This window comes from Streptomyces sp. Y20 (assembly GCF_043195475.1).
In the GTDB taxonomy this organism is placed as follows: Bacteria; Actinomycetota; Actinomycetes; order Streptomycetales; family Streptomycetaceae; genus Streptomyces.
In genome coordinates this window covers 557,221-576,712 of sequence record NZ_JBIDDP010000001.1, presented here as the reverse complement: position 1 = coordinate 576,712, position 19,492 = coordinate 557,221, and the positions used below count along the sequence as shown (strand labels likewise).

Below are 19,492 nucleotides of genomic sequence, written 5' to 3'. Positions count from 1 at the left end.
GCTCTGGAAGCTCGAGTGTGTGCGGTGGGTCTCAGACCGGTTGCGGAACGACGGTGACCGGGCGGTCCGAGCGGTGCAGGAGGGTCTGGGCACCCCCGCCGACTTGCGGACCGAAGTGTTCGTGTCGTCGCTGGGCGCGAAAAACGACGATCATGTCGTCCTCGGCCGACGCCTTCATGAGAATGCGGTGGGCGGGGCCTTCGAGCGGCTGACGTCGGACATCGGCCTGAGGGTGCTCTCGTACGGCCTCACGAAGTGCGTCGTCGAGGCCGGTGGCAGCCCGCTCCTCGCGCAGCCTGGCAGCGTCGTCGGCGATCGGCATGTGGTCCACGGGTTCCTGCGACGGATTGCGCCAGATCCGTACGGCCGTCAGTGCGCCGCCTCGCACCTCGGCCTCGCGGACGGCGAAACGCACCGCCGCCGCGCTGCCGGTCGTGTCACCGACACCCACGACGATGCGGCCAAGGGCTCCCCGGCGGTTGGGTTCCGCGCCTCGGACCACGACGACCGGGCATACGGCGCGTGCCGCGACCGCAAGCCTTACGTACCCCAGGAGTATTCCGGCGATCTGGCCGCGCCCGCGTGAGCCCGTGACCAGAGCGGACCCCTCGAGGCCCGCCCGCAGCAGCGCGGACACGGAGTCCTGGGCCAGTTCCTCGTCCGAGTCCTTCGTCCGGAAGTTGCGGTGGTGGGCCCGTTCCACGCAGGAGGGGACGATGTGCTCGGCCATGACCTCCTCGGCCGGGCGGTCCGTACCGAAGGACGGCTTGGCTCCCTCGTGGATCTCCCGGAGCGAGGCAGGGACGGGATGCAGGGGCAGGCCGTGCCGTACCGCCTCGTCCACGGCCCGGTCGACCGCCGTCGGACTGGAGTCCGATCCGTCGACGCCCACGATCAGTGGGAGGTCCATCGCCGTCACCGCCTTTGCCGCCCGGTGGCCGAGAGCCCGCTGTGAATACCGTCGCACTGCCTGCTCGGCGCCGCGACACGCCACCGGGCCGGACCGGTCGGCCCTCGGCCGGTTTGCGGTGTGTGCACCGGTCGTGCGAGACCTCGCTGGACAACCGGACCGCTGGAGCGCGCTTCTGGGCGCTCGCCGAGGCGGCGCTGATCACGCGAGACGCTTGCTGCACTCCGGCCGCCGCGGGCAGCGGACGGAGCGGGACCGACCCCGTGCCGGGCGGTGACGGCGCCGCCCCCGTCACCGCGTCATGCCGCCGGATGCCCATCGGTGGCGGTGTGGCGACGGGTCCCGCAGCGTGGGCGACAGCGGCGGATCGGCCCCGTGGGCACAGACACCGAAGGAGAAGGGGACGCATGGACACGGATGTCTCGGAGCCACGGGTGGTGGTCGGCGTCGACGGGTCGCAGTCCTCGTACGAGGCCTTGCGCTGGGCCGTGCGCTACGCCGGGCTGGTCGGCGGCACCGTGGAAACGGTCGCCGTATGGGAGCTGCCGGGCCTGTACGGCTGGTCGGGGCCCGCCGTGGACATGGACGTCGACGAGTCCACGCCCCACCGCGCGTCGAAGAGCCAGGCGTTCTCCTCCTCGTTGACGCGCGCGGCCACCCGCCCCACCCCGAACTGCCGCTTGCAGAGCAGACCTGCCGTTGCAGCGGGGTCTGCTGCCGCGGGGCGGCGGCGGTGAGCCGGAAGATCCGCCCGAACTCGGTGGCCGGACCCGTGGCGAACACGACGGCCTTCGCGGTGCCCGCGACCAGGTCGGTGCCCATGAACACGCAGTTGCGGGCCTGCAGCGGCGGTCCCGGCGGTACGGGTGCCGCGACCCGCGCGACCGGATCGCTCTCTCCGGTGAGCGCAGCGTTGTTGACGGCGGCTTCCTGGGCCTCGACCAGCCGGCAGTCGGCCGGCACCGCGTCCCCGGCCTCGAGGATCACCACATCGCCGGGCACCAGTTCCCGCGCGGGCAGCTCGCGCCGCTCGCCGTCGCGCAGCACGCGACAGGTGCGCGGCACCATCGCCTGCAGGGACTCGGCCGTGCGTTCGGCGGAGTACTCCTGCGCGAAACCGATGCCGGCGTTCAGCAGCACCACGCCTAGGATCGCCAGGGCCAGTTGAAGGGTGGCCGGATCCCGGGGCTGCCCCAGCCAGTACGCGAGAAACGTGATCGCCGAGGAGACGAGCAGAACCACCGCGAAGAGGTCGGTGAACTGCGCGACCAGCCGGGGCCACACCTGGCCCCGCCGCACGCCGGGCAGCTCGTTGGGGCCATGACGGTCCCGGCGTGTGGCCGCCTCGGCCGACGTGAGACCGCGCGGAGAACTTCCCAGGACGGCAAAGACGTCGGAGACCGGTACCGCGGGGATCGACGAGGCCAAGGTGTTTCGCCGATCCGGCGGCGCCGTCGTCGTGACGCCGGTCGATGGTCCGCCCGCGCGGAGAGCGGCCGTCGCCTGCCGAGCAGGTTCAGGGCTCATGCGGGGCTCCGGTCTGCGAAGGCGGCCCGGGCGGCTCCTGCATGACGCTCCAGGCGACCGGGCCCAGCAGGTCGGCAAGCCGCCGCAAGACGTCGAGGAACAGGTCGTCGATCGTCAGCACGCCCACCACCCGGCCCGCGTCGAGAACCGCAAGCCGGCGGACCCCCGTACGGCGGTACGTCCGATAGGCCACCTCCACATCATCGGTCGCTTCCACCCGGACGACACCGGGCGACATGACCGCGTCCACCCGGGCCGCCAGGTCCAGGCCGCCGCCCATGCCGCGTACGGCGAGGTCGCGGTCGGTGACGATGCCGTGCAGCGTTCCGTCCTCGACCACTAGGACCGAACCGACGGCACATCCGGCCATCCGTCGGGCCACCTCGACCAGGGATGCGCCAGGTACGACGCACATCGGAGGAGCGGTCATGACCTCGGAGACCTTCACGTGTCCCCTCCTCGCTGTCCGATGGGTCCGCGTCAGAGGACGGTGAGGACATCCGCCACCGGCCGCCGTGGACTCGCCGGGCCTTCGGGGCCGTAGCCCAGCCGGATCACCATCTGCACGTGTGTCATGGACGAGACGGGGTCACGGACGGTCCACCGGATTTCCGGCCACTCCAGGGGCTGGGAGGTGACCGAGGCGGCGAGTCCGTCCGCGGTGGCCCGGAGCAGGACCCGTTCCAGCGCCTGACCGGCGCGGAGCCAGTCCGCGGGGTCGTCGCGGGCCGTACCCAGCAGGGCGATGTTCGGATGCTTCTCGAAGGGTGCCAAGCCGCGCCCGGCCATCGGACGGCCGACGGCGAAGTCACGCACGGGGACCGAGGTACCGCGTTGCCGAGGGCCGAACGCCTCGCCGGGGATGCCGTCGGCCGCCCCGGCGACAGCCGACGGCTCCGTGCGTGTCCACTGTGCCGTCTCCCCGCGCACTTCCGGGTCCACGCCCTCCCTGCCCTCGGCGTCCCGAACCAAGTCCAGGATGGTCTGCACGTGCCAGCCGCCGGGGAACAGCAGCTGTGCGCCTTCGGCTCCGGCCGCGTCGTACAGCCTCTGCCGCACGGCGGCGGGGATTTCCTCCTCGCGGAAGGGCAGCCGGCTGGAGTGGCGGCGGCGGACCGCAGGTCCCAGCTGGGCGAGCGCCCCGTCGGGTGGCCCGGTGCCGCACAGATGCACCTCGGCGAGGAACTCCGGGTAGGCCGGGTCGGGCAGCAGGCGGACGAGCGGCGACAGGCCCGCCGCGGCGGCGGCCACGCGCAGATTCAGCAGCGCGGCGCCGCAACCGATGTGCAGGCCCCGGTTCTCCGGGTCCGTGTGCGGCAGGGCGCGCTCCAGGTCGGCGTACAGGCGGAGGACTCCGATGTCCCGCAGGTAGCGGAAGTTCCAGGGCTGCGCGTTGTGCAGCGAGGGCGCCGCGGCGGCGTCCGCCACGATTGCGGTGACGGCGTTCACGTCGAGAGGTTCTGCGGTCACGGCGGCTCCCCTTCGTGAGGGTCCTGGGACTCACCCAGGTGTCGGGACGGCGATGACAGGGCAAGTGGCGTGGTGCAGCACGCCTTGGCTGACCGACCCCAGCAACATGCCGGCGAAGCCCCCACGGCCCCGGGTTCCCACCACGAGACCCAGCGCATGCGCCGACGCATCGGTGAGAACTTCGACGGGATGCCCGAGGACCACTTCATGACGCAGGTCGACCTCGGGGAAGCGGCCATGGCGGCCTGCCACGACCTCGGAGAGCAAGCGCCGGCACTCCTGCTGCGGCTCGTGCTCGTCGAAGATCCGGAGCGGTGCGGGCTCCCGGACCAGCAGGGCTCGTAGCTCGGCGCCGCGCAGGGCCGCCTCCTCGAACGCCACGTCGACGGCGGCGGCGGAGTGTTCGCTGCCGTCGACGCCGACGACGAAGTACGCCGGCTCCTGGGTGATGTGTTCCGGCTCGGGAACGACCACCACGGGACAGTGCGCACGGGCCATGAGCGGCAGGGCCACCGAGTGCGAGCCGAACACCTCCTGCCTGCGGCTCAGGTGCCGTGATCCCAGCACGACGGCGGCGGCGTCGCGACTCTGCTCGCGCAGCACCCACACCGGGTCGCCCTCCGCGAGCAGAACGTCCACCTCGAGTTGTGGGTGCCGGGCCGCGACGAAGACCGCGGCCTCTTCCAGCACCTGCTGGCCGGCTTCGTGCAGTGCCTCGTTCCACTCCTCCCACGACGGTGGGACCTCCCGCCCGCGGTAGCCCCTGGTGGGCACGCCCTCGGCATGGACCAGGCGCAACGGCAACCGCCGTCGGGCGGCCTCGTCGGCCGCCCAGGCCGATGCCATCCGATGGCCGGGATCGGGATCGAGCCCCACCACGATCGGCCGGCGGTCAACGGGCCGGGACATGGTCGCCTCCGGTCACCAGATGGCGGATGTGGGAGTCAGGACCCGGGAAGTACAGGGTCACCCGCCCGCTGTCGGCCCAGCGCACGTCGTACGGCGGGCCGCCGTCCGGGTGATGGAGGCTGACGATCTCGCCCTCTCGTGCGACGACTCCGGCCGTGGACCCTCGTACGACGATCTCGTCGCCGACGCGGGCGCACGCCGAGGCGCCTGTCGCCTCGGGACCGGCAGTCGGTACGGCCTGGTCGTTCTTCCCCCATGGTCCGGAAGCGGACATCGTCTTCACCTCCTTTGCGGTGGCGCGGAGGGATCCCGCCGCCGATTCCATGGAAGGCTCAGGCACCGTCCGCCTGCCAGGGGCCATTGGTCCCCGCGGTGGCCCTGTCGACCCCCCCGCTTGCGCGGGGACCGGTCAGTGTGTGTGCGCCGAGAGGGACACGGAGCGGGAAACCGCCGTGTCCGAGGGAGCGACGCGCCCCTGCGGGCGCAGTCGGGCTTCGATGTCGGCGCGCGCCGAGCCGGTGAGTTGCGCGAGAGACTCGGACCGTACCGGCCCGTAGGAATGCGCCATGGTGCCCGAGGCCGGGAAGTCGAGAGCCGCTGCCGCGGCCACGTTGCTCGTACCCGCAACCCGACCAGGGCGCCCGGACGAGCCGCCTGCAGACCCGCCCACGGGCCGTGCGTGCGGCGCAGAGAGAAGTCCACGACCGGCCGTCCGGCCGCGGCCAGGACACAGCGCGCCGCCGTCGACCGTCTGGTGGCGCAGCTGGTTCAGCAGGTACGTCTCGCCGAGCTGAGCCTGTGGGAGCGGGGCGGTCACCTCCAGCAGCGGCTCACCGGCGAACACCACATGTCCCTCCGGCACGGCGCGCACTTCGCCCTCGAAGGAGAGCCCTAGGAGCGGTTCGAGATCCTGGACAGGCCGGTGAAGGACGTCCGCGAATCCTCGATGTCGTCCTGCTGCACACGGTAGCGGGCCAGGAAGTCCAGGGCGGACTCCAGACCCGCGGCGACCAGGAAGCCCCGGCCGGGTGGAAGGTCGCGGACGAAGAGTCTGAAGGTGGCCGGGGCCCGCATGTCTTCCCGTAGGTAGGACATGACCATGGTCACTTCGTAGAGGTCAGTGGTGGTGACGTCGGACATGGCCACACATTCCAGGGTGTGCCGGGAGCCGGAGGCGGGCCAGGGGCTGCCCGGCCCTTGGCCGGCCCCCTCCGGCTTACCGCATCGCAGAGGGCCGGTCGGTCCCCCGAAGGGGCCCTGTGGCCCCTGATCCGGCCGACGCCGCGGTGCCACGCTGATGGCGGAACCCTCGCACCGGGAGGTGGAGATCGTGTCCCGAACCGTCACCGTCGGCCTCGACGACTCGCCGGAGAGCCGGGCCGCGGCCGAGTGGGCGGCTCGTGAAGCACTGCTGCGGGGCCTGCCCCTGAAGGTCGTGCATGTCCAGGAGCCGACACCCACATATGTGGCCCGCACCCCGTTGCTGGACCTCGACAGTTACCAGCACTGGGCTCAACAGCTGACGCACGAGTCCGCGGACGGCATCCGGCTTCGTCATGCGGGCATCGAAGTGACCACCGATCAACTGACGGGGACCGTGGCCGACGTCCTGTGCGAGGCGGCGGGCTTCGCCGAACTGCTGGTGCTGGGCTCGCGGGGCCTCGGCGGACTCGGCGGACTCGGCGGTTTCATGGTCGGATCGGTGAGTCTGGGGGTCGTGGCCCGTGCCGAGCGTCCCGTCGTGCTCGTCCGGGCGCACGAGCAGGCCGCTGACGAGCACAGGATGGACCCGGCGGGCGTACCGTCCGCTGCGGCGCCGTTTCGTCCCGTCGTACTGGGCCTCGACATCGATCACCCGGACGACACGCTCCTGGAGTTCGCCTTCGACGCAGCCGCTCGCCGGAAAGCCGCTCTACGGGCCGTCCACGCGTGGCCCCAACCGCCCACATCGTTCTACCGATTCCCCGGGGACGCCGAACTCGACGACACGCTCGAACGCGGACAGGCCTCTCTCCTGAGCAAGGTGCTGCGTCCCTGGCGGCAGAAGTTCCCGGACGTCGAGGTGATCGAGGCGAGCCGGTGCGGCAGCGCCGCCCAGGTCCTCGTCAACGATTCCCGTGACGCCTCCCTGGTGGTCGTCGGCCGGCATATCCGCACCGGCTCCTTCGGCGCCCACATCGGCCATGTCGCGCACTCGGCCCTTCACCACATCACCGCCCCCGTCGCGGTCGTCGCGCACGGCTGAGCCACCGCCCCGAGCAGGAGAACCCATGAAGGCGGCAGCCGAACGGGCCCTCGGCGAGCCCGTGGACCTCCCGATCGTCGTCGGTGTCGACGGCTCCGAGCCGAGTGGGCCGCCGACGAGGCAGCCCTGCGCGGGGCATCGCTCCGGCTGGTGTACGCCTCGCTCTGGGAGCGTTACGAGGGTGCGTCCGTGGCCGATGACCTCGGTAAGCCGTCGGAGGAGGTGATGGCCCAGGACATCGCCGAGACCGCCGAGCGGCGCGCCCGCCGCCGACAACCGGGCGTCAAGATCACCGCCGAGAACTGCCCGAGGAACCGGAGTACAGCCTGGCGCGGGAGAGCCGCAGCGCTCCCGCGATGCTCCTGGGCTGCCGGGGCCGCAGAGGTGTGACCGAGGCACTTCTCGGTTCCGTCAGTGTCATGGTGGCCGGGCACGCGCACTGCCCGGTGATCGTCCTGCGCGGAAGCCATGACAACCAGGCCCGCTCAAGGGTACGCGGTCGCGTCGTCCTGGGGGTGAGTGAGAAGCCGACGCACTCGACCGCCGTACGGTTCGCGGTCGAGGAGGCACTGCCGCACGGGGTCCCGCTGGAGACCGTGCGGGCCCGGCGGCGACCACGGCACGACCCCCGCGCATCCGCTGATCGCCGGAGATCCGGCCCACGTGCAGGAGCGGCAAGCTGCGGAAGCGGTGGAGGAGGCGCTGCGGGGCACTCCGACCGGCCTGCAGGTGTACCGCCGTACGATCGAGGGCTTGGCCCGCGACGCCCTGCTGGCGGCGTCCCGCGAAGCCGACCTGTTGGTCGTCGGGGCCCGGCGCCGCGAGGGTCACTTCGGGCTCCAACTCGGCCGCGTCGCCCATCGGGTGCTGCACACGCGGCCTGCCCGGTGGCCGTGGTTCCGGAGCACGTCCGAGTCCGCCCGCACAGGCGGCGGTCACCGACGGCTCTCCCGGTCGCGTCAGCCGAACTCGATCGTCACCCGCGGTGGCCGGCCACGCGGAGCGGCCGGCCATCAGTCATCGTGAAGTCACTGCCATACTCGCCGGCGGCGTCACGGTCATAGCCAGCCCGTCGATCTTCGTGGGCTTCTCCCGCCAGTGGGGCATGTCGGTCGGCGGCCGGTGCAAGTCGTTCGGTGCCGCAGCCGACGGATCGGGCTGGTCCGAGGGTGCCGGCGTGCTGGTGCTGGAGCGGCTGTCGGACGCCCGGCGCAACGGGCACGAGGTGCTGGCGGTGGTGCGGGGTATCGCCGTCAACCAGGACGGGGCGTCGAACGGCCTGACGGCGCCGCACGGTCCGTCCCACAGCGGGTCGTCCGGACCGCGTTGGCGAAAGCCCATGTGGACACGGCTGACATCGACCTGATCGAGGCACACGGGTCCGGCACGTCGCTGGGCGACCCGATCGAGGCGCAGGCCCTGATCGCGACCTGCGGGCAGGACCGTCCTGAGGGCCGGCCGGTGTGGCTGGGGTCGTGAAGTCCGACATCGGCCACCCGCAGGCCGCCGCGGGCGTGGCCGGAATGATCAAGACGGTGATGGTGCTGCGGAACCGGGTGCTGCCGCGCACGCTGCACGCCGAGGAGCCGTCGCCGCACGTCGACTGGTCGGTCGGCGAGGTGCGGCTGCTCACGGAGCCCGAGCCGTGGCTGACGGACGGCCGCCCTAGGCGCGCAGGCGTGTCGGCGGTCGGGATCGGCGGCACCAATGCGCACATCATCGTCGAGGAGGCGCCCGGCGCCGAGGCCGGTGCCGAGGAGCCGACGGGTGGTGTGCCGTTGGTGTCCGGCGTCATGCCGTGGGTGGTGTCGGGGCGTTCCGCGGAGGGCCTGGTTGCGCAGGCGGTCCGGTTGGGTGTGTTCGTGGCGGGCCGGTCGGAGCCGGAGGCTTCCGACGTGGCGTGGTCGCTGGCGACGACCCGGGCGGTCTTCGAGCACCGGGCGGTGGTATTCGGGGCGACCGCGCGGAGCTGGCGGCGGGGCTGGACGCCGTGGCGTCGGGCGCTCCATGGCCCGGACTCGCGTCGGGTGTGGCGGCCGATATGGGCCGGGTGGTGTTCGTGTTCCCGGGGCAGGGTGCGCAGTGGGTGGGGATGGGTCGTGAACTGGCCCAGTGCGCACCGTCCTGGACACGCACTCCTCCGGACTGTCGGCGGGACAGCGGCAGTTGCTCACCATCGCCCGCGCCTTCCCCGCCGACCCGGGCATCCTGATCCTGGACGAGGCGACCGGCAACGTGGACACCCGCACCGAGGCGGTGATCCAGGACGCCATGACCCGGCTGCGCACCGGCCGGACCAGCTTCGTCATCGCCCACCGGCTGTCCACCATCCGCGCCGCCGGCACCATCGTCGTCATGGACGGCGGGCGGGTCGTCGAACAGGGTTCGCACGACGACCTGCTGGACCGCGAGGGGCTCTATCACCGGCTGTACCACAGCCAGTTCAGCGAACCGATGGCCTCCTGAGCACCGCCCGCCCCTCCCGCGGGCGAGGCCGTATCAACCGATCGGCTGATGCGCCCCCACCATGCGGCCCATCCACCGAACTCCTCCCGAGCATGACCGGACAGCCGATTCCGCGCGGGCGGCCCGCGCTGACACCGTGGGGGTGGCCTTCCGGACCGTCCGGAGGCGGGAGGGACCTTGGGATGCCGGTGACCATCGACGTGCGGCACCTGCGCAAGACGTACGGCGACACCGTGGCGGTGGACGACGTCTCGTTCTCCGTGCAGGAGGGCGAGATCTTCGGGATCCTCGGCCCGAACGGCGCGGGCAAGACGACCACCGTCGAGTGCGTCGAAGGGCTGCGCGCCCCCGACAGCGGCGAGATCAGGGTGCTCGGGCTCGACCCCCGGCGCGACCGCCCCGAACTGACCCAGCGGCTCGGCGTACAGCTCCAGGACGGGCAGCTGCCCGACAGGATGACGGTCGGCGAGGCGCTGCGCCTCTACCGCTCCTTCTACCGCAAGCCCGCCGACCCGCAGAACCTGATGGATGCGCTGGGCCTGGCCGACCGGCACCGGACCCGGTACGCGGACCTGTCCGGCGGCCAGAAGCAGCGGCTCTCCATCGCGCTGGCCCTGATCGGCAGCCCCGAGCTGGCCGTCCTCGACGAACTCACCACCGGTCTGGACCCGCAGGCGCGCCGTGACACCTGGAGCCTCATCCAGGACGTGCGCTCCCATGGCGTGACGATCCTGCTCGTCACCCACTTCATGGAGGAGGCCGAGCGGCTGTGCGACCGGGTGGCGGTGATCGACCGGGGCCGCGTGGTCGCGGTGGACACCCCGACCGGCCTGACCGAGGGGATCCAGAACGGCCAGCGGATCCGGTTCCGGCCGTCGGTGCCGTTCGACGACGCACTGCTGACGGCGTTGCCGGAGGTCACGAGCCTCACCCGCCGGGACGACCTGGTGGTGGTGACCGGCACCACCAACGTCCTCGACGCGATCACCTCGGTGCTGGCCCGCAACGAGATCGTGGCCGAGCACCTGCGCGTGGACCAGCCCAGCCTGGAGGACGCCTTCGTCGCGCTGACCGGCGGCAAGCCCCCCACGGGTCGGACCGGTGCCGATGCGGTCACCACCTGGGGACCGACCGAACTTCCTGGGAACTGAAGAACTCCTTGGGACAGACCGACGCACCCGCCGACCGAGCAGGAGGAACACCACCATGTCAGCCAGTACCTCGGCCGGGCCCGTGCCGTCCGCCACCGACCACGTGTCGGTGCTGGAGCAACTAGCGCTCAACGAGCTGAAGATGTTCTTCCGCGCCAAGGCCGGCCCGATCTTCGCGATCGGGCTTCCGCTCGGCCTGCTGATCGTCTTCGGCAACATCCCCTTCTACAACGTGCACCGCGGCAACCTCGGCGGTTACACCCTGCTCGACGTGTACGTCCCGATCCTGTCCGCCTTCGTCCTGGCCACGCTCGCGTTCACCGTGGTGCCCGCGGTACTGGTCGGCTACCGGGAGAAGGGCGTGCTGCGCCGCCTGCGGACGACCCCGGTCGGACCGGTCCGGGTGCTGGCCGCCCAGCTCCTGGTCAGCCTGGCGACCGCGGCCGTCTCCCTGATCGCGCTGCTGCTGGTGGCCCGGTTCGGGTTCGGGGTCGCGCTGCCGCGGCAATTCGGGGGCTGGCTGGTCAGCATCGTGCTGGCGGCGCTCGCCCTCATGTCGATCGGCCTGTTCGTCGCTGCGGTCTCGTCCAGCATCCAGGTCGCGGACGCCGTCGGCACCTCTCTGTTCTACGTGATGATGTTCTTCGCCGGGCTGTTCCTGCCGATCGCCGCGATGCCCTCGCTGCTGCGCAACATCAGCCGCGCGGCTCCGCTGGGCGCGGCCGTGCAGGCGCTCACCGACGCGTCCGAGGGGCACTGGCCCCACCCCCTCCAGCTGATCACCCTGGTCGGCTACGTCGTCGTCTTCGGAGCGGGAGCGGTTAAATGGTTCCGCTGGGAGTGACCCCGACGCGGAGGCAGCGATGAGCGAGCCGGACGTGCCCGCCCGCAAGGGCGGGCAGGACGAGCGGTTGTTGCCGCTGGTGACCGTGCTCCCCTACGTGCTCCTGGCCGTCCTCGGCGTCGTCACCGTGGTCGTGAAGCGGGAGTCCGGTGGCTCGATGCTGATCGACCTGGGGCTGTGCGCCGCACTGGGCCTGTGGATCCTGTGCATGTTCCACCTGCGCCGCGACCGGTGGGAGCAGGGCGGGCCGATGGGGGTGTTCTTCGCCGGGCTGGCCGTCGTCGTCGGCGTCCTCGTCGTCCGCGACCCGTGGTTCGGCCTGTTCACGCCGGAGGCCTACTTCTTCGCCTTCGGGATCCTGCCGTGGCCGTGGCGGCTGCCCGGGATCGCCGTCGTCGCGATGGAGTCGGGCACCGCCCAGGCCGCCGGGGTCTCCAAGCACACCGCGATCGGACTGACCGCCTTCGCCGTGGTGCTGGCCGTCAACGTGATCGTCATGTGCGGCCTGTGCTGGTGGGAGTGGGATGCCGACCGGAAGAACGAGGAGCGCAAGCAGGCCCTGGAGCAGGTGCGCGAGGCCAACCGCAAACTGACGGCGACCCTGGCGGAGAACGCCGGACTGCAGCGCCAACTACTGGTGCAGGCACGGGAGGCGGGAGTCCTCGACGAACGCCAGCGGATGGCCCGGGAGATCCATGACACCCTCGCGCAGGGCCTCATCGGGATCGTCACCCAGTTGCAGGCCGCCGAGCAGGCCTGCGGCGACCCGGACCGCTGGCGGGTGCACTTCGACGCGGCGACCCGGATGGCCCGGGAGAGCCTGACGGAGGCCCGCCGGTCGGTGGACGCGCTGCGGCCGCAGCCGCTGGAGACCGCCGGGCTGGGGGAGGCCCTGGCCTCGGTCGCCGAGAGCTGGTCCGCCCTGCACGGCGTGGCCGTCCGCGTGGGCACTACCGGCACGGTCCGGCCCATGCGACCGCAAGCGGAACTGGCCCTGCTGCGCGCGGTCCAGGAGTCGCTGGCCAACGTCGCCCGGCACGCCCGGGCCACCTCCGCCACCGTGACCCTCCGCTACCTCGACCACGAGGTCGCCCTGGAAGTACGCGACGACGGCTGCGGGTTCGACGCGTCCACCGCGTCCGTGTCCGTACCCGTCCCGGAGACGGCGGCCCGGGACACCGCGGCCCCGGTCGACGCAGCCCGGGAGACGGCGGCCCCGGGCACGCCGCTGCCAGCAGCGGCGGTCCCCGCCCCGGACGGCGGCCCGCCGGACACCGGCAGCGGCGGCGGGTTCGGCCTCAAGGCGATGCAGGAGCGGATCGAGGACCTGTCCGGCACGGTCCGGGTACGCTCGCAGCAAGGGGAGGGGACGACGGTGTGCGTACGCGTGCCGCACCCGGTCCCGGAGGTGATCGCGTGAGCGCGGCGGGCCCGGGTGCGGGCGACGCCCCGATCCGGCTGCTGATCGCCGACGACCACCCGGTGGTCCGGGGTGGTCTGAGCGGCATGTTCGCCTGCGACCCGGCGTTCGAGGTGGTCGGTGAGGCGGCGGACGGCGCCGAGGCGGTCCGGCTGGCGGAAGCTCTGCGGCCCGACGTCGTGCTGATGGACCTCGGGATGCCCGTCATGGACGGTGTCACCGCGATCACCGAACTGTCCAAGGCACGCAGCACCGCCCGGGTGCTGGTCCTCACCACCTACGACTCCGACAGCTACGTCCTGCCGGCCATCGAGGCCGGGGCGACCGGTTACCTGCTGAAGGACGCCCCGCGGGACGAACTGCTGCGGGCAGTGCGGGCCGCGGCCAACCGCGAGGCGGTGCTGTCGCCGTCGGTCGCCGCCCGCCTGATGAACCAGGTCCGCTCGCCCGCGCCCGGAGTGCTCAGCCGGCGGGAGCTCGAAGTGCTGGAATGGGTGGCGGCCGGGGCCACCAACCGCGAGGTGGCCACGCGCCTGCTGATCAGCGAGGCCACGGTCAAGACGCATTTGCTGAACATCTACGGCAAGTTCGACGTCGGCGACCGCGCGGCCGCCGTGGCCGAGGGTTTCAACCGCGGCCTGCTCACCCCCCGGAGGCCGAGACACCACTGAGATTCCACGCCGCTCCGCCGGTCTGCCCGCGGTGTCGTTGGCCTGGGGGTTCCGGGGCGAGGCGAGCGGCATGACCGGTCACCTGGATGTCGGTGACAAGGGTCGTATCGGCCGTGACGGCATCACGGCGCTGGGTACGGACGACGGGCCGGCCCTGCTGGACGCGGCTCTCGACCGTGACGAACCGCTCCTCGTCCCCGCCTTGTCGGAAATCGCCGGCCCGTGCAGCGGCAGCCCGCGGGGAGTACGTGCCGGCGGTCCCGCCCGCCCGGCCTCCGACGGCGCCCGCGCCCTCTCCGGCGGTGCCCGCGTCCTCAGCGGCGAGCAGACGCTCACGCACCGGCTCGCCCCGCTGTCCCCCGTCGGGCAGGACAAGGTGCTGCTGGACGTGGTGCCGGCACACACGGCGCCGGTCCTCGGCCATACCTCGGCCGGCGCCGTACGACTCGACGTGACGTTCCGCGAGATGGGCTTCGACTCGTTGGCCGCGGTTGAGCTGCGCAACCGCCTCAACGCCGCGGCCGGCCTGCGGCTGCCGTCCACACTGGTCTTCGACCACCCGACTCCGTGGCAGGCGCGGACCGCGAGCCGGCATGATCCGAACGGAAGACCCTAGTGCTCAGGCGAGGGGGGCAGGTGCGGGGAGCGGAGCACGAGCAGGGTGATCTCGCTGGGGGCGAAGACGCGGAACGGCGGGCCCCAGAAACCGGTGCCTCGGCTGGTGTAGAGGAGGGTTCGGGTGCCGTGGTGGCTGAGGCCGGCGAGGGCGGGCTGGTCGACGCGGACCAGGTGGTGGAAGGGCCAGATCTGGCCGCCGTGGGTGTGGCCGGAGAGCTGGAGGTCGATGCCGGCGGCTGCCGCCCGGTCGACGAACTTGGGCTGGTGTGCCAGGAGCAGGACGGGCAGGTCGGGGTCGGCGCCGCTGAGGGCTCCGGCGAGATGGGCGCGGTGGCCTGCCAGGCCGGAGGACTCGGCGGTGACGTCGTCCACGCCGGCGACCACGAGGGTGTCGCCTCCGCGTTCGAGCAGCAGATGGCGGTTGCGCAGCGGCTCCCAGCCCAGCTCGTCCATCAGGTCGACCCAGCCCTGGGCCTCGCTGTAGTACTCGTGGTTGCCGGTGACGTACACACGGGCCCGGGTGGCCCGCACCGTACCGAGTGGGGCGGCCTGGGCGCGGCGGCGTTCGGCCGTGCCGTCCGCGATGTCGCCGGTGTGGCAGACCAGGTCGGCTTCCAGGGTGTTCACCGTCTCGCACACCCGTGCCGACCAGCGAGCGCGATCGAGCGGGCCGTAGTGGGTGTCGGTGATGAGGACGACGCGGATGCCGTCCAGCCCGGCACCCAGTCGCGGGAGTCGCACGTCGAGTCGGCGCACGCGTGGCACGCGGCGGGCCTCGGCGTAGCCCCAGCCGAGCAGTACGGCGGTGGTGCCGAGGACGGCCCAGGTGACGATGCGGGCCCGGTCCTGACTCTCGCCGACGCCGGCCACGGTCAGGGCGAGCCGCAACAGGACGCCGATCAGGACGGACCAGGTGAACAGGACCCAGCCGGTGCCCAGCAGGGTGTCACCGACGATCGCCGCCCGGTCCTGCTGGCGCCGGCCGTGGCCGCGCGCCATCGCGAGCGGCATACCGATGAGGCCGAGGGTGAACAGGGCGGTGCCGACCAGCGTGACGGGCAGCGGCCAGCGCTGGCCGCTGTGCAGGAGCACCCAGCAGGGCACGGCCCACAGCAGGACGGGGGCGATCAGGGGGATGTAGCGCATCAGGCGGTGCAGCCGGCTCTGCCGCGGCGCTCGCGCTTCACCGTCGGTGGGCCGGGTGTTGCTGGTGGCGGTCACGCTTCCCCTCCCGGGCCGGGCTGCCGTCTCGCGCACTGTATCCGGTCGCCCTCGGGCCGGCCGGACCGGCATTCATGGACGCGGCCCTTGGGGCGACGGGTTCTCCCAGGAGGGCGGGACCGCGCCGCGGACACCTCTTTCCGAACGGACCGGGGGCTGCCACGCCTCGTGCGCTCCACGGGCCGGCGCGTGTCATCGACGTTCACCGAAGGGCAGGGGCCTCGCCGGAGCGCGGGTGTTCCCTGAGCCACTGTTCGGTATTGCTCACATGCAGCAGCGCGGCGGCCTGGCTGAGGGAGGCGTCGCGGGCGGACAGGGCATGGAAGATCGCCTCGTGCTCGGCGAGGGTCCGGCCCGCGGCCTGGGTGTCGACCAGGCCGCGCCAGATGCGGGCGCGCAGAGTGCGGCCGGAGATGCCCTCGAGGAGGGTGAGCAGGGTCTCGTTGCCCGTGGCCGTGATGACGGCGCGGTGGAAGGCGGCGTCGTGGGCGTTGAGCTGCTCCACGTCCTCGCGGGCCTCGCGCATGGCGTCCAGGTGCCGTTTGACCTCGGCCAGCTGCTCGTCGGAGATCCGGGTGGCGGCCAGGGCGGTGGCGACCGGTTCGAGGAGACGCCGCACCTCCATGAGGTCCTGCAGGGCGGCGGAATCGCCCTGCAGCAGTTCCACCGCTCCGCCGAGCCCTTCCAGGAGCAGGCTCGGCTGCAGACTGGTCACATACGTGCCGTCACCCCGCCGGACCTCCAGAACCCGCGCGACGGCCAGCGACTTGACCGCCTCACGGGCCAAGTTGCGCGACAGACCCAGCTGGGCCGCCAGGTCCGGCTCCGGCGGCAGCTTGGAGCCCGGAGGCAGCGCACCCGTGCGGATCAGCTCGCGGAGCTGCGCTATGGCCTTGTCCGTCAGAGACACCGCGCACTCCTTCCGGGATCGTTCGCCGTGGCATGTCCGACCTGATCAGTCCTCGGGCACGGAGATCATCCAGAGACCTTCAGGGATCCGCTGATCGTGGAGTTCCACGTTCCGTGCACCCTGCTCCGCATTCCGCATACCGACGGTGATGCCGATGATAGTGGGATGGGCGTGCGGAAAGGCGATCGCGGCGGCGGGCAGCGTCTTGCCGTGCGCCCCGCAGACGTCGGCGATCGCCCGGGCGCCGGACACCGGGGCGGGCGGGGCGTCTGGTGGTCGTGCTTCATGCCCTCGGCGGGCCGGTCGCGGGAGAGCGGTCCCGAGGTGAGGACGCCCACCGCCATGGCGCTCCCACCGAGTTCCCGGCAGCGGGCAGGACGTCGTCCCGGGCCGACTGATCGAGGAGTGTGCGGCGCCCGGCCGGCACTACCGATGGCGGCAACTCATGTGGCAGGCAGGGGGATCGGTCCCCTTGCGACGAGACGCGAAGCGCAGGAGGCCGGGCGCCCGGTGGGGCGGCCCGGGTCACTCCTGGACCTTGCCACCGGTGACGCGGGAGATGGCGAGGGCGACGAGGATGATCAGGCCGTTGAGAGCGCCGATCCACTGAGCGGGGACGCCCGCCAGCGTGAGCACGTTCTGGATCATGAAGAGCAGCAGGATGCCGCAGAACGCGCCGAACACGGTGCCCTTGCCGCCGTTCAGGCTGATCCCGCCGATGACGGCGGCGGCGAAGACGGTGAAGATGTAGCCGTTGCCCTGCGCGGAGGCGACCGAGGCCAGGCGTCCGGACAGCATCAGGCCGGCGAGGGCGGCGAGTACGCTGCCGGTGACGATCACGATCCACAGCACCCGGTCGGTACGGATGCCGGCCGCCCTCGCCGCGTCGACGTTGCCGCCGATGGCGTACAGGGAGCGGCCGAAACTGGTCCAGCCGAGCACGACGATCGCGATCCCGAACAGCGCCAGGCAGATCCAGATGGAGGCGGGCACACCGAACCATTCCGCGGTGCCGATGTAGAGCATCGAGTCCGGCAGCTGGAAGAAGGTCCGGCCGCCGGAGATGCCGGTGAGGATGCCGCGCAGGACGATGAGCATGCCGAGGGTGACGATGAAGCCGTTGAGGCCGAAGCGGATGATCAGCAGCGCGTTGAGCACGCCGACGAGTGCGCCCACGGCGAGGGTGACGGGGATGGACCAGGCGCCGGGGAGCAGGCCGAGCCCGTGGCCGGCGCCGGCCGGGACGACCAGCCAGGCCGCGACGCCGGGCGCGAGGCCCATGGTGGACTCCAGGGACAGGTCCATCTTCCTGACGATCAGGATCATCGTCTGGGCGAGGACCAGCAGGGCCATCTCGGACATGGTCTGCAGCACGTTGACGAGGTTGTCGGCCTGCAGGAAGACCGGGTTGACGATCTGACCGGTGATCGCGATGACGACGATCGCGGGGACGAGTGCGAGGTCGCGCAGGCGGCCCAGGCGTATCCGGCCGCCGAGCAGCGCGGTGCGCTTGGACGTGGGTTCCACGGCCTCGGCGGCCGCGTCCGCGAGGGCGGTTTCAGGCATTGAGGTCCACTCCCTCCATCGCGGCCACGAGTTCGTGGTCGTGCCAGCCGCGGGCCATCTTCGAGGTCACCCGGCCCTGGAACATCACCAGGACCCGGTCGCACATGCGCAGGTCGTCGAGTTCGTCGGAGGCGATGAGCACTCCGGCCCCGGTCCGCGCCGTCTCCTCGACCTTGCCGAGGAGGAACTCCTTGGAGCGCACGTCCACGCCCGCGGTCGGGTTGATCAGCACCAGCAGGCGCGGGTCGTTTGCCAGGGCACGGGCCATGACGACCTTCTGCTGGTTGCCGCCCGAGAGCGCGGAGACGGGCAGCTCGGGTCCCGGCGTCCTGATCGCCAGCTTCTCGACCATGTCGCCGGCGAGCCGGTCCCGTCGATCACGGCTGAGGAAACCGTTCTTGCCGAGCCTGTGGGGAACGGACAGCGTGGCGTTGTCCGCGATCGACATGCCGGGCACGAAGCCCTGGTGGTGCCGGTCCCGCGGTACGAACCCGGCGCCCGCGGCGAGCGCGGCGGGTACGCTGCCCGGCCGGGGCCGCCGCCCGGCGATCTCCACCTCGCCCCTCCGGGCCGCCCGCAGCCCTACGACGGTCTCGGCGACCTCGGTGCGACCGCTGCCCGCGGCACCCGCGAGTCCGACGATCTCCCCGGCGCCCACCTGGAAGGTGACATCACCGTAGGCGCCGTCACCGCCCAGCGCCCGCACGGACAGCGCGGGCGTGGCGGTGCGGTCGAGGGTGCTCGAGCGCACCCGCAGCCGGTCGACGGCCGCCTCGCCGGTCATCGCGGCGACCAGCTCGGTGCGGGGGAGCTGCGCGACCGGCGCGGTCACGATGTGCCGGGCGTCGCGGAACACCGTCACCATGTCGCAGATGTCGTAGACCTCCTGGAGGTGGTGACTGATGAACAGGAAGGTCACGCCCTGACGCTGCAGGTCGTGGATCCGGTCGAAGAGCCGCTTGATGGCCGCGCCGTCGAGCTGGGCGGTGGGCTCGTCGAGGATGACGAACCGGGCTCCGAAGGAGAGCGCCCGGGCGATCTCCACGAACTGCCGCTGTTCCACACTCAGATCGCCGGCCGAGGTCCGCGGGTCGACGTCCACCGACCACGCCGACAGCAACTCCTGCGCTCGCCGGCGCACACCCTGCCAGCTGATGAGCCGGCTGCGGCCGTGCTCGTGCCGGTTCAGGAAGAGATTCTCGGCGACGGTCAGGGTGGGGATGATCGTCGACTTCTGGTAGACGCAGGCCACGCGCTGTCGCCAGGCGTCGCGGTCCGCGAGGCGTGGTGCGGGGCTACCGCCGAAGGTGACCGTTCCCTCGTCCGCGGCCTGCAGGCCGGTGAGGACCGACACGAGCGTCGACTTGCCGGCCCCGTTGCGGCCGACGAGCGCGTGGGTCTCGCCGGGCCCGATGGTGATCCGGGCGCCGTCGAGGGCCACCGTCGGACCGAATCGTTTGACTATGTCCGTCGCCTCGACGACGGCCGGGCCCACCTGGGACCGTGCGTCGTCCACCGGGGCGGACGCGGGGCTGACTGCCCGCTCCCCGTCACTCATCACAAC

Annotated in this window: 17 protein-coding genes and 6 pseudogenes; 11 read left to right on the top strand and 12 right to left on the bottom strand. The window is 72.1% G+C overall.

All coding sequences use genetic code 11. The annotated features are described in order from the left end of the window. Positions 1-31 precede the first annotated feature (31 nt). Positions 32-910, bottom strand: a complete 879-nt coding sequence (locus ACGFT1_RS02405) for a universal stress protein (RefSeq protein ID WP_373907139.1) — start codon at positions 908-910, stop codon at positions 32-34. Between the two features lie 407 nt (positions 911-1,317). On the opposite strand from ACGFT1_RS02405, the pseudogene ACGFT1_RS02400 reads away from it, so the two are divergent. Continuing rightward, positions 1,318-1,506 (top strand): annotated as a pseudogene (locus tag ACGFT1_RS02400) (universal stress protein); the annotation flags it as partial. Positions 1,507-1,657: 151 nt separating this feature from the next. Here the strand turns inward: ACGFT1_RS02400 and ACGFT1_RS02395 are convergent. The 6 genes and pseudogenes from ACGFT1_RS02395 to ACGFT1_RS02370 all read right to left on the bottom strand — a co-directional run. Beyond that, positions 1,658-2,437, bottom strand: a pseudogene (locus ACGFT1_RS02395) (HAD-IC family P-type ATPase); the annotation flags it as partial. Continuing rightward, complete coding sequence (locus ACGFT1_RS02390) at positions 2,427-2,885, bottom strand: CBS domain-containing protein (protein ID WP_373907138.1); 459 nt, start codon at positions 2,883-2,885, stop codon at positions 2,427-2,429. The gene ACGFT1_RS02390 and the pseudogene ACGFT1_RS02395, both read right to left, overlap by 11 nt. Positions 2,886-2,917: 32 nt before the next feature. Further along, entirely contained in the window at positions 2,918-3,907 is a 990-nt protein-coding gene (locus ACGFT1_RS02385; protein ID WP_373907137.1) for an Acg family FMN-binding oxidoreductase, read from the bottom strand. 30 nt (positions 3,908-3,937) lie between these two features. After that, on the bottom strand, positions 3,938-4,816 hold the full coding sequence (locus tag ACGFT1_RS02380; RefSeq protein WP_373907136.1) for a universal stress protein: 879 nt from the start codon (positions 4,814-4,816) through the stop codon (positions 3,938-3,940). Next, the gene (locus ACGFT1_RS02375; RefSeq protein WP_373907135.1) at positions 4,800-5,090 is read right to left on the bottom strand and encodes a DUF1918 domain-containing protein; all 291 of its coding nucleotides are present in this window, start codon (positions 5,088-5,090) and stop codon (positions 4,800-4,802) included. Before ACGFT1_RS02375 ends, ACGFT1_RS02380 begins: the two co-directional genes overlap by 17 nt. Before the next feature lie 279 nt (positions 5,091-5,369). Next, positions 5,370-5,956 (bottom strand): annotated as a pseudogene (locus ACGFT1_RS02370) (nicotinate phosphoribosyltransferase); the annotation flags it as partial. A 190-nt stretch (positions 5,957-6,146) separates the two neighbouring features. Here ACGFT1_RS02370 and ACGFT1_RS02365 point away from each other — a divergent pair. From ACGFT1_RS02365 to ACGFT1_RS02320, 10 genes and pseudogenes are all read left to right on the top strand, one after another. Further along, positions 6,147-7,061 carry a universal stress protein gene (locus ACGFT1_RS02365; protein WP_373907134.1) on the top strand — a complete coding sequence of 305 codons (915 nt, stop codon included), beginning with the start codon at positions 6,147-6,149 and terminating at the stop codon, positions 7,059-7,061. A gap of 25 nt (positions 7,062-7,086) precedes the next feature. Beyond that, positions 7,087-7,966 (top strand): annotated as a pseudogene (locus tag ACGFT1_RS02360) (universal stress protein); the annotation flags it as partial. Between the two features lie 80 nt (positions 7,967-8,046). Next, the gene (locus tag ACGFT1_RS02355; protein WP_373907133.1) at positions 8,047-8,427 is read left to right on the top strand and encodes a beta-ketoacyl synthase N-terminal-like domain-containing protein; all 381 of its coding nucleotides are present in this window, start codon (positions 8,047-8,049) and stop codon (positions 8,425-8,427) included. Further along, positions 8,388-8,944, top strand: a pseudogene (locus tag ACGFT1_RS02350) (ketoacyl-synthetase C-terminal extension domain-containing protein); the annotation flags it as partial. The gene ACGFT1_RS02355 and the pseudogene ACGFT1_RS02350, both read left to right, overlap by 40 nt. Before the next feature lie 235 nt (positions 8,945-9,179). Continuing rightward, positions 9,180-9,527: pseudogene (locus tag ACGFT1_RS02345) on the top strand (ATP-binding cassette domain-containing protein); the annotation flags it as partial. 182 nt (positions 9,528-9,709) lie between these two features. Then, entirely contained in the window at positions 9,710-10,678 is a 969-nt protein-coding gene (locus ACGFT1_RS02340; RefSeq protein ID WP_373907650.1) for an ABC transporter ATP-binding protein, read from the top strand. 55 nt (positions 10,679-10,733) lie between these two features. Beyond that, positions 10,734-11,522, top strand: coding sequence for an ABC transporter permease (locus ACGFT1_RS02335; RefSeq protein ID WP_373907132.1), 789 nt, complete (start codon positions 10,734-10,736; stop codon positions 11,520-11,522). Between the two features lie 19 nt (positions 11,523-11,541). Further along, positions 11,542-12,942, top strand: a complete 1,401-nt coding sequence (locus ACGFT1_RS02330) for a sensor histidine kinase (protein WP_373907131.1) — start codon at positions 11,542-11,544, stop codon at positions 12,940-12,942. After that, positions 12,939-13,613, top strand: coding sequence for a response regulator (locus tag ACGFT1_RS02325; RefSeq protein ID WP_373907130.1), 675 nt, complete (start codon positions 12,939-12,941; stop codon positions 13,611-13,613). Before ACGFT1_RS02330 ends, ACGFT1_RS02325 begins: the two co-directional genes overlap by 4 nt. Before the next feature lie 70 nt (positions 13,614-13,683). Continuing rightward, positions 13,684-14,229, top strand: coding sequence for a beta-ketoacyl reductase (locus tag ACGFT1_RS02320; RefSeq protein ID WP_373907129.1), 546 nt, complete (start codon positions 13,684-13,686; stop codon positions 14,227-14,229). Here the strand turns inward: ACGFT1_RS02320 and ACGFT1_RS02315 are convergent. The 5 genes from ACGFT1_RS02315 to ACGFT1_RS02295 all read right to left on the bottom strand — a co-directional run bounded on the left by ACGFT1_RS02315 (position 14,226) and on the right by ACGFT1_RS02295 (position 19,486). After that, positions 14,226-15,452 (bottom strand): metallophosphoesterase, encoded by a 1,227-nt coding sequence (locus ACGFT1_RS02315; RefSeq protein WP_373907128.1) that lies wholly within the window; start codon positions 15,450-15,452, stop codon positions 14,226-14,228. The genes ACGFT1_RS02320 and ACGFT1_RS02315 overlap by 4 nt on opposite strands. A 202-nt stretch (positions 15,453-15,654) precedes the next feature. Beyond that, positions 15,655-16,362: a FadR/GntR family transcriptional regulator gene (locus ACGFT1_RS02310; RefSeq protein WP_373907127.1), complete on the bottom strand. Its 708-nt coding sequence runs from the start codon at positions 16,360-16,362 to the stop codon at positions 15,655-15,657. A 45-nt stretch (positions 16,363-16,407) separates the two neighbouring features. Next, positions 16,408-16,614: a hypothetical protein gene (locus ACGFT1_RS02305; protein ID WP_373907126.1), complete on the bottom strand. Its 207-nt coding sequence runs from the start codon at positions 16,612-16,614 to the stop codon at positions 16,408-16,410. 273 nt (positions 16,615-16,887) lie between these two features. Next, positions 16,888-17,928, bottom strand: coding sequence for an ABC transporter permease (locus ACGFT1_RS02300; RefSeq protein WP_373907125.1), 1,041 nt, complete (start codon positions 17,926-17,928; stop codon positions 16,888-16,890). Next, the gene (locus ACGFT1_RS02295) at positions 17,921-19,486 is read right to left on the bottom strand and encodes a sugar ABC transporter ATP-binding protein (protein WP_373907124.1); all 1,566 of its coding nucleotides are present in this window, start codon (positions 19,484-19,486) and stop codon (positions 17,921-17,923) included. Before ACGFT1_RS02295 ends, ACGFT1_RS02300 begins: the two co-directional genes overlap by 8 nt. Positions 19,487-19,492: the final 6 nt, after the last annotated feature.

Excerpts from the sequence above, each read along its gene's own strand:
- ACGFT1_RS02375 (WP_373907135.1), bottom strand. The coding sequence starts at position 5,090 with ATGTCCGCTTCCGGACCATGGGGGAAGAACGACCAGGCCGTACCGACT.
- ACGFT1_RS02380 (WP_373907136.1), bottom strand. The coding sequence starts at position 4,816 with ATGTCCCGGCCCGTTGACCGCCGGCCGATCGTGGTGGGGCTCGATCCC.
- ACGFT1_RS02295 (WP_373907124.1), bottom strand. The coding sequence starts at position 19,486 with ATGAGTGACGGGGAGCGGGCAGTCAGCCCCGCGTCCGCCCCGGTGGAC.
- ACGFT1_RS02405 (WP_373907139.1), bottom strand. The coding sequence starts at position 910 with ATGGACCTCCCACTGATCGTGGGCGTCGACGGATCGGACTCCAGTCCG.
- ACGFT1_RS02320 (WP_373907129.1), top strand. The coding sequence starts at position 13,684 with ATGACCGGTCACCTGGATGTCGGTGACAAGGGTCGTATCGGCCGTGAC.
- ACGFT1_RS02300 (WP_373907125.1), bottom strand. The coding sequence starts at position 17,928 with ATGCCTGAAACCGCCCTCGCGGACGCGGCCGCCGAGGCCGTGGAACCC.
- ACGFT1_RS02340 (WP_373907650.1), top strand. The coding sequence starts at position 9,710 with ATGCCGGTGACCATCGACGTGCGGCACCTGCGCAAGACGTACGGCGAC.
- ACGFT1_RS02330 (WP_373907131.1), top strand. The coding sequence starts at position 11,542 with ATGAGCGAGCCGGACGTGCCCGCCCGCAAGGGCGGGCAGGACGAGCGG.
- ACGFT1_RS02335 (WP_373907132.1), top strand. The coding sequence starts at position 10,734 with ATGTCAGCCAGTACCTCGGCCGGGCCCGTGCCGTCCGCCACCGACCAC.